We start from the raw sequence: 7,437 nt of genomic DNA, 5'->3' as shown, positions 1-7,437 counted from the left end.
AGCTACCTCGCCGGCCTCCACCTCCGTGCCTCGATGATCTGGATCGACGACCTCCTGAAGGCAACTGGCTGATCACAACATCACACAGGCCCTAGTACTCCAGCCGTAGATCGTGATCTTGGGGCTGGGGGCAGGTGCGGGGACGAGTACGGCCACCACTGATTATCGGTGTGTGAAGACTGAAGATCACGCGCTGGCCGCAGGTCACAGCGTAGACCCTGCCTGCTGGCAGGAGGCGTTCGAGGTCCTGATGTCCCGGATAGCGAGCCGGTTCTCGCGGGTTGAACCCCGGCGCCGCGTGAGGGACTTGGTGCTGGGGCTGCTGTCGGACCTTCCGCGCAAGAACTGCTGGAGTATCGCCGAGTGGGCCGGGGAGACCAGTCCGGACGGCATGCAGCACCTGCTCGGCCGGGCCAAGTGGGATGCCGGCCGGGTACGCGATGACCTGCGCGAGTACGTGCTGGAGCATCTACACGACGAGGGCGCGGTGCTGGTCGTCGACGAGGCCGGGGACGTGAAGAAGGGCACGCACACCGTCGGTGTCCAGCGTCAGTACACCGGCACCGCCGGGAGGATCGAAAACGCGCAAGTCGCTATCTACCTCGTCTACACGGGACTGCGCGGGCACGCGGCGGTGGACCGGGAGCTGTACATCCCGCGCGCCTGGACGCGCAAGCCAGATCGCTGCCGCGTCGCGGGCCTGGACGAGGACACCGTCTTCGCGACCAAGCCGGAGCTGGCCGCCCGCATGATCGGCCGGTTCCTCGATGCCGGGCACCGCGCCGACTGGGTCGCGGCAGACGAGGTCTACGGCGGCAACCCAAAGCTGCGCTCCGCGCTGGAAGAACGCCAGGTCGGCTACGTGCTCGCCGTCGCCTGCTCACATGAACTCACCACCGGCGCGGGGAAGTTCCGCGCGGATGCCCTGGCCGCGAAGGTGCCCAAACAGGCCTGACAGAAGCTGTCAGCCGGGGCCGGTGCCAAGGGGCACCGCTTCTACGACTGGGCCGTCATCGACCTGGCCGAACCCCGCCCCGGCAGCCATCAGCTGCTGATCCGCCGCAACCGCACCACCGGTGAACTCGCCTACTACCGCTGCTGGTCACCCGCCACGGCGCCACTGGCCGCGCTGGTGCGCATCGCCGGGTCGAGATGGCGGGTGGAGGAGACTTTCCAGGCCGGAAAGGGCCTGGCCGGACTGGACGAGCACCAGGCCCGCCGCTTCACCTCGTGGTCGCGCTGGGTCACCCTGGCCATGCTCGCCCACGCCTTCCTCACCGTCGTCCGCGCCGACGAACACGCCCGCCATCCCACCCCGGACGAGCTGATCCCGCTCACCTGCAACGAGATCCAGCGACTGTTCACGACGCTGGTCGTCCAGCCCGTGCATGATGCGGCCCACCGGCTCGGCTGGTCCGCTTGGCGGCGTCGCCATCAGGCCCGAGCCCAGGCCAGCCATTACCGCCGACAAAGCGCGAAGGGTGTAGCTCTTCCGCAGGGACCTTCCGGATCAGGGTGAAGTCCCCATACCGGTAACCGCAGGTCAGCGTTCTCTATGGAAGAGCCGTACCCTACTAGGCTGTCACTACCCCAGGCGCTGACGCGGTATGTGGGCCTACGGCGCTGTGCGGAGTGTGCGGTTGCGGGCCAGCGGTGCGAGGCCGGCTATGAGGCCGACGGCCGCGAGCGGGATCAGGTCGAGGTTGACCGTGATCAGGGCGAAGGACACGAACACGAGCGCCGGGCTCCACACGGGCAGCCGCCTGGGCCGTGCGGCTGCCAGCATGACCAGCAGGGTGAGCATGCCGAGCTGGAAGGCGAGCGGGCCTGCCAACTTGAGAAGGTCGGGCAGCGGGGCCGAGTCGGCCAAGTCAGAGAACAGATCGCCGAGGATAACCCAGACGAAGCAGCCTGCGCCGAATGCTCCGGCGACCATGGCGGCACTGGCGGCGGTTCGCATCCGGACGGTGGCCGCGGGAACGAGGCCGCGCAGCTCCACGACGAAGGCGCCGAGCAGGAGGAAGGCGGCGAGGAAGAACGTGTGGCCGAGGTTCCAGGCCACCCCGGGTCCGTGGTCGCCGTCCATGCCGTCGATCAGGCGAAGCACGCCGTAGCACAGCAGCAGGAAGGGGATGAGGACGGAGAGCAGTCGGGTTGTGCGTGCCATTGAGGTCATGCCCATACGGTCCCTATCCGGTCCGGCTGTGGGGTATCGGGATGATCCCCTAGCGCACCCGGAGGGCTGCCTTAGGGGTTAGGCCGCTCAACGACCGGCGCTCTCGGGGGTGTAGCGCTTCCGCAGGGACCTTCCGGATCAGGGTGACATCCCCAACCCCGCAGCCGCAGGTCAGCGCTCCTACGGTAGAGCCGCACCCAACCGCGAATCAGACATGAAGATCACGATCTACGGCTGGAGTACTATGAGGAGCACAAACATGTCCCGCACCACTTTCGACCTCACCGGCAAGAAGGCCATCATCATCGGCGGCACCAGCGGTATGGGCCTTGCCGTCGCCCGCCACGTCCTCGACGCCGGTGGCAGCGTCGTCATCACCGGCCGGACCCCTTCCAGCACCGCAGAAGCCACTGACGCGCTGATGGGCTCCGGCAACGTCACCGCCCTGGCCGCCGACCTCGGCGACACCGATGCCGTCGAGCGGCTGCGCGCCGACCTGGCCGAGGACCACGCCGACGCCGACCTCCTCGTCAACGCGGCCGGTGTGTTCGCCCCGAAGCCCTTCCTGGAGCACACGGCCGAGGACTACGACCGCTACCAGGCCCTCAACCGGGCCTTCTTCTTCCTCACCCAGACCGTCGCCGGCAACATGATCGCCCGCGGCGCCCGGGGCTCCATCGTCAACGTCGGTTCCATGTGGGCCCACCAGTCCGTCGCCGCCACGCCGTCGTCGGCGTACTCGATGGCCAAGGCCGGTCTGCACTCCCTCACGCAGCACCTGGCCATGGAGCTCGCCCCGCACGGCATCCGCGTCAACGCGGTGGCCCCCGCCGTCGTCCGGACCCCCATCTACGAGGAGTTCATCCCCAAGGCGGAGCTGGACTCCGCGCTCGACGGCTTCAATTCCTTCCACCCCCTCGGCCGGACGGGAACCCCCGACGACGTCGCCGCCACGGTGGCGTTCCTGCTGTCGGACCGGACGGACTGGGTCACCGGCGCGGTCCGGGACATCGACGGCGGTGTCATGGCCGGGCGCAACTGACCGCCGCTCCCCCACCCGCCGCCGAGCCTGGCCCGGCCCCCGACCGGCCGTTTCGCGTGCGGCTCGCTGTCCGTCACAGCGACCTGGACACCAACGGCCATCTACGAGGATCCGCCTACGTGGACTTCGCCGACCACGCCCGCTGGACCTGCGTACGGGAGGCCGGCGTCGACCCGCTGGAGATGTCACGGTCCGGGCTGGGGCCGGTCAACCTGGAGACCACCATTCGCTACCACCGCGAACTGCGCGCCGGCGTGCTCGACCTCGAGACCCGACGCCTCGTACCCGACGGGGCGCTGATCACGGCCGTCAGTGCGAGTGCTCGGGTTCGGCGATGCTGTCCGCCTTTTCGCCCGTGCCTTGCGTGTGCACCGTGAAGGCCGCCGTGCGGACCTTGCCCTGGTGTTTGAAGTCCAGGAACAGCCGGTACGCACCGGGGCTCGGCGCCGTCGCCGTGAAGGAGATGCCGGGGCCGGGCTCGGTCTTGCCGTCGCCCGGTTCGCCGTTGGGGTGCACGTGCAGGTAGGCGAGGTCGCCGGAGCGCAGGGCGACCAGGTGGCCGTAGGCGCCGAGGTAGGGCTGGAGGTCGCGCACCGGCTTGCCGTCCTTGGCGACGGTCAGCGTCAACTCACCGGCCTTGCCCGGGGTCAGGCCGCCGCCCAGCTCGACCTCGTATCCGTCGACCCTGGCCGTGGTGTGGCGCGCGGGCAGCGCTTTCGGCTCGTACGCTCCGGACACAGCGAGGTCGGCGCCGAGCGTGAGCGCTTCCCCGCCCTTGGGCTTGAAGTCCGCGAAGACGCGGTAGCCGCCGGCCTGGGGCAGGTCCACGGGAGTGGACCAGGTGCCGTCTGCTGCCCGGGTCGGGTGCAGATGGCGGTACTCCGTCAGCTCGCGCGAAGCGACGATCAGGTGGAGTTCCTTGTCGTGTTCCCGGGTGTAGCCGGTGACCTGACGTCCCGACGCGTTCCGCACGACGGCGAAGCGTAGGTCGGCGCGCTTGCCGGCCTGGAGGTGCGGAGTCTTCAGATCGAGGGTGTAGCCCCCGTCGGAGATCTGCAGGCCTCCGGACGGGGTGGCCGCTCGGCCCCCGTCATGGCTTCCCTCATGACCGCCACCCTTCTCAGCACGTGCGGCGCCCGCGTGCTCCCCGTGAGCCGAGCTCGTGGGTTCGGGCGAGATCTCGCCGACCCCGCTGCCCACGCCGTACGCGGTGCCGAAGGTCGCGGCGAGCGCGGCGGCGAAGGCGGTGATCCGCAGTCCGGTGTTCATGGCGCACTCCTCGTCTCCTGGCCGCCCGTGATGCGGCCTTCCGCACTTCAACATACCCCTAGGGGGTACTGTGTCAAGCCACGTCGGGCCTTGCGAATAATACGGGAGGGGGGTATACAAGACGGAGTCCCAGACATACCCCCCTGGGGTACAACGCCCATCGATTCCGGAGGAACCGTGTCCGACTGCTGCACCCCCGACGGAAGCTGCCACACCACCTCGGAGAGCACGGCCGTCTACAAGGTCAACGGCGTCGGCAGCGCTCACTGCCAGGGCGTCGTCACCAAAGCCGTGGAAGCCCTCGACGACATCAAGGCCGTCAAGGTCGAGATCGGCACCGGCCTGGTGACCGTCACGACCACCGCCATGCCCGACGAGACGCTCGACAAGCTGATCGCCACGACCGTCGACGAGGCCGGCTACGACTTCGTCGGCCGCGTGGACGGCTGACCTGCCCCACCCGGGGCGGGGCCGCCCCGGCCACGGCCCCGCCCCACCCTTCCTTCCCGTGTCACATCCGTGAGCTGCGAGGAGCAGACATGACCACCACCACGCCCGGCGCCGAAGAGGTCGAACTCGCCATCGGCGGCATGACCTGCGCCTCGTGCGCCGCCCGGATCGAGAAGAAGCTCAACCGCATGGACGGGGTCGAGGCCACCGTCAACTACGCCACGGAGAAGGCGAAGGTCACGTTCCGGGAGGACATCGCCGTCGCGGAACTGATCGCCACGGTCGAGGCCACCGGATACACCGCCCGGGAGCCCGAGCCGGACCGCGTGCACACTGATTCGGCGCCGGGCTCCGACGCGGATGGCGAAGGAACCGGCGAACTGCGGCCGCTGCGTCAGAGGTTGACCGCCGCCGTGGCTCTCGCGGTCCCCGTGATCGCGATGGCGATGGTCCCCGCGTTGCAGTTCGAGTACTGGCAGTGGCTGTCCCTGACACTGGCCGCGCCCGTGGTGACGTACGCCGCCTGGCCCTTCCACAAGGCGGCCTGGACCAACGCCCGGCACGGCGCGGCCACCATGGACACGCTGATATCCGTCGGCACGACCGCGGCGTTCCTGTGGTCGCTGTGGGCCCTGTTCTTCGGCACGGCCGGCACGCCCGGCATGACGCACGCCTTCGAGTTCACCATCGCCCGCACCGACGGCGCCGGGAACATCTACCTGGAGGCCGCGGCCGGTGTCACCGCGTTCATCCTCGCCGGTCGGTACTTCGAGGCGCGGTCGAAGCGGAAAGCGGGCGCGGCGCTCAGGGCACTGATGGAACTGGGTGCCAAGGAGGTCACGGTCCTGCGCGGCGGGCACGAACAGCGCGTGCCCGTCAGCGAGTTGGCGGTCGGCGACCGGTTCCTGGTCCGGCCCGGAGAGAAGATCGCCACCGACGGCACGATCGCCGAGGGCACGTCCGCGATCGACGCCTCCATGCTCACCGGTGAGTCGGTTCCGGTCGAGGTCGGTGTCGGCGACAGCGTCACCGGGGCCACGCTCAACGCCGGTGGCCGTCTGGTCGTGGAGGCAACCCGGGTCGGCGCCGACACCCAGCTCGCCCGCATGGCCAAGCTGGTGGAGGACGCGCAGAACGGCAAAGCGGCAGCTCAGCGGCTCGCCGACAAGATCTCGGCGGTCTTCGTCCCGGTCGTGATCGCCCTGGCCCTCGGCACCCTGGGCTTCTGGCTGGGCAACGGCGCGGGGCTGACCGCCGCCTTCACCGCCGCGGTCGCCGTCCTCATCATCGCCTGCCCGTGCGCCCTGGGCCTGGCCACCCCGACCGCCCTCATGGTCGGCACCGGCCGCGGCGCCCAGCTCGGCATACTCATCAAGGGGCCCGAAGTCCTGGAGACCACGCGCAAGGTGGACATCATCGTGCTGGACAAGACCGGCACCGTCACCACCGGCCGGATGACGCTGCTCGCGGTGCACACCGCCGAGGGCACGGACGAGACGGATGTGCTGCGGCTCGCGGGCGCTCTGGAGCACTCCTCCGAACACCCCATCGCCCAGGCCGTCGCGGCAGGGGCGGCCGCCCAGGTGGGCAGCCTGCCGACCCCCGAGGATTTCGCGGGCGTCGCCGGGCTCGGTGTCCAGGGTGTCGTGGAGGGCCACGCGGTGCTGGTCGGCCGGAGCAAGCTGTTGGCCGAGTGGGCCATCTTCCTGCCCTCGGAGCTGGAGCGGGCCAAGGCGGAGGCGGAAGCCGCCGGACGTACCGCCATCGCGGTGGCGTGGGACGGCGAGGCCCGTGCGGTCCTGGAGGTGGCCGACGCGGTCAAGGACACCAGCGCGGAAGCGATCAGGCGGCTGCGGCGCCTCGGTCTCACCCCGATCCTGCTGACCGGCGACAACAAGACCGTCGCCGAGGCGGTGGCCGCCGAGGTGGGCGTGGACTCCGAGCATGTGATCGCCGAGGTCATGCCGCAGGACAAGGTGGACGTGGTCAAGCGGCTGCAGTCCGAGGGCCGTTCGGTGGCGATGGTCGGCGACGGCGTCAACGACGCCGCGGCCCTCGCCCAGGCCGACCTCGGCCTCGCGATGGGCACCGGCACCGACGCCGCCATCGAGGCCGGAGACCTGACCCTGGTGCGCGGCGACCTCAGGGCCGCGGCCGACGCCATCCGGCTGTCCCGCAAGACCCTGGGCACCATCAAGTCCAACCTCTTCTGGGCCTTCGCCTACAACGTCGCCGCCCTCCCCCTCGCCGCCTCCGGACTCCTCAACCCGATGATCGCCGGAGCCGCCATGGCCTTCTCCTCCGTGTTCGTGGTCGGGAACAGCCTCCGGCTCCGTGGCTTCCAGGCCGCGGACCGATGAGCCGGGGACGATGACAAGGAGGCCACGGTGGCCGGTTATCAGAACCATCGGGACGACATCCTCAGACGGCTCCGCCGAACGACGGCTGAGGGGGTTTCCGGGCGCGCGGACCGCGTGGCCCAGGCCATGGCGGCCGCCGA

6 protein-coding genes and 1 pseudogene are annotated in these 7,437 nt (G+C 69.9%); 5 read left to right on the top strand and 2 right to left on the bottom strand.

Going from position 1 to position 7,437, the window contains the following annotated elements; genetic code table 11:
* Window positions 1-250: 250 nt before the first annotated feature.
* Window positions 251-1,519 (top strand): annotated as a pseudogene (locus tag ACFZCY_RS38330) (IS701 family transposase).
* Window positions 1,520-1,615: 96 nt separating this feature from the next.
* On the opposite strand, the gene ACFZCY_RS38325 reads toward ACFZCY_RS38330, so the two are convergent.
* The gene (locus ACFZCY_RS38325; protein WP_391184287.1) at window positions 1,616-2,167 is read right to left on the bottom strand and encodes a hypothetical protein; all 552 of its coding nucleotides are present in this window, start codon (window positions 2,165-2,167) and stop codon (window positions 1,616-1,618) included.
* 268 nt (window positions 2,168-2,435) lie between these two features.
* Between ACFZCY_RS38325 and ACFZCY_RS38320 the strand changes: the two genes are divergently transcribed.
* Window positions 2,436-3,218, top strand: coding sequence for an SDR family oxidoreductase (locus tag ACFZCY_RS38320; RefSeq protein ID WP_391184284.1), 783 nt, complete (start codon window positions 2,436-2,438; stop codon window positions 3,216-3,218).
* Window positions 3,219-3,274: 56 nt separating this feature from the next.
* Window positions 3,275-3,595, top strand: coding sequence for a thioesterase family protein (locus tag ACFZCY_RS38315; protein WP_391184282.1), 321 nt, complete (start codon window positions 3,275-3,277; stop codon window positions 3,593-3,595).
* Here the strand turns inward: ACFZCY_RS38315 and ACFZCY_RS38310 are convergent.
* Complete coding sequence (locus ACFZCY_RS38310; protein WP_391184279.1) at window positions 3,528-4,487, bottom strand: hypothetical protein; 960 nt, start codon at window positions 4,485-4,487, stop codon at window positions 3,528-3,530. The two genes, ACFZCY_RS38315 and ACFZCY_RS38310, sit on opposite strands and share 68 nt — an antisense overlap.
* 177 nt (window positions 4,488-4,664) lie before the next feature.
* Here ACFZCY_RS38310 and ACFZCY_RS38305 point away from each other — a divergent pair, with 177 nt between their 5' ends.
* Both ACFZCY_RS38305 and ACFZCY_RS38300 read left to right on the top strand, forming a co-directional pair.
* Complete coding sequence (locus tag ACFZCY_RS38305; protein ID WP_391184277.1) at window positions 4,665-4,937, top strand: cation transporter; 273 nt, start codon at window positions 4,665-4,667, stop codon at window positions 4,935-4,937.
* Window positions 4,938-5,026: 89 nt separating this feature from the next.
* On the top strand, window positions 5,027-7,297 hold the full coding sequence (locus ACFZCY_RS38300) for a heavy metal translocating P-type ATPase (protein WP_391184275.1): 2,271 nt from the start codon (window positions 5,027-5,029) through the stop codon (window positions 7,295-7,297).
* The last annotated feature ends 140 nt before the right edge of the window (window positions 7,298-7,437 follow it).

Origin of the sequence: Streptomyces sp. NPDC007983, from assembly GCF_042958345.1 — a bacterium.
Lineage (GTDB): Bacteria > Actinomycetota > Actinomycetes > Streptomycetales > Streptomycetaceae > Streptomyces.
This window is presented reverse-complemented; position numbering and strand designations above follow the sequence as displayed.

What these genes read in the sequence shown, in the direction of transcription:
- ACFZCY_RS38325 (WP_391184287.1), bottom strand. Translation starts at nt 2,167, where the DNA reads ATGGCACGCACAACCCGACTGCTCTCCGTCCTCATCCCCTTCCTGCTG.
- ACFZCY_RS38320 (WP_391184284.1), top strand. Translation starts at nt 2,436, where the DNA reads ATGTCCCGCACCACTTTCGACCTCACCGGCAAGAAGGCCATCATCATC.
- ACFZCY_RS38310 (WP_391184279.1), bottom strand. Translation starts at nt 4,487, where the DNA reads ATGAACACCGGACTGCGGATCACCGCCTTCGCCGCCGCGCTCGCCGCG.
- ACFZCY_RS38300 (WP_391184275.1), top strand. Translation starts at nt 5,027, where the DNA reads ATGACCACCACCACGCCCGGCGCCGAAGAGGTCGAACTCGCCATCGGC.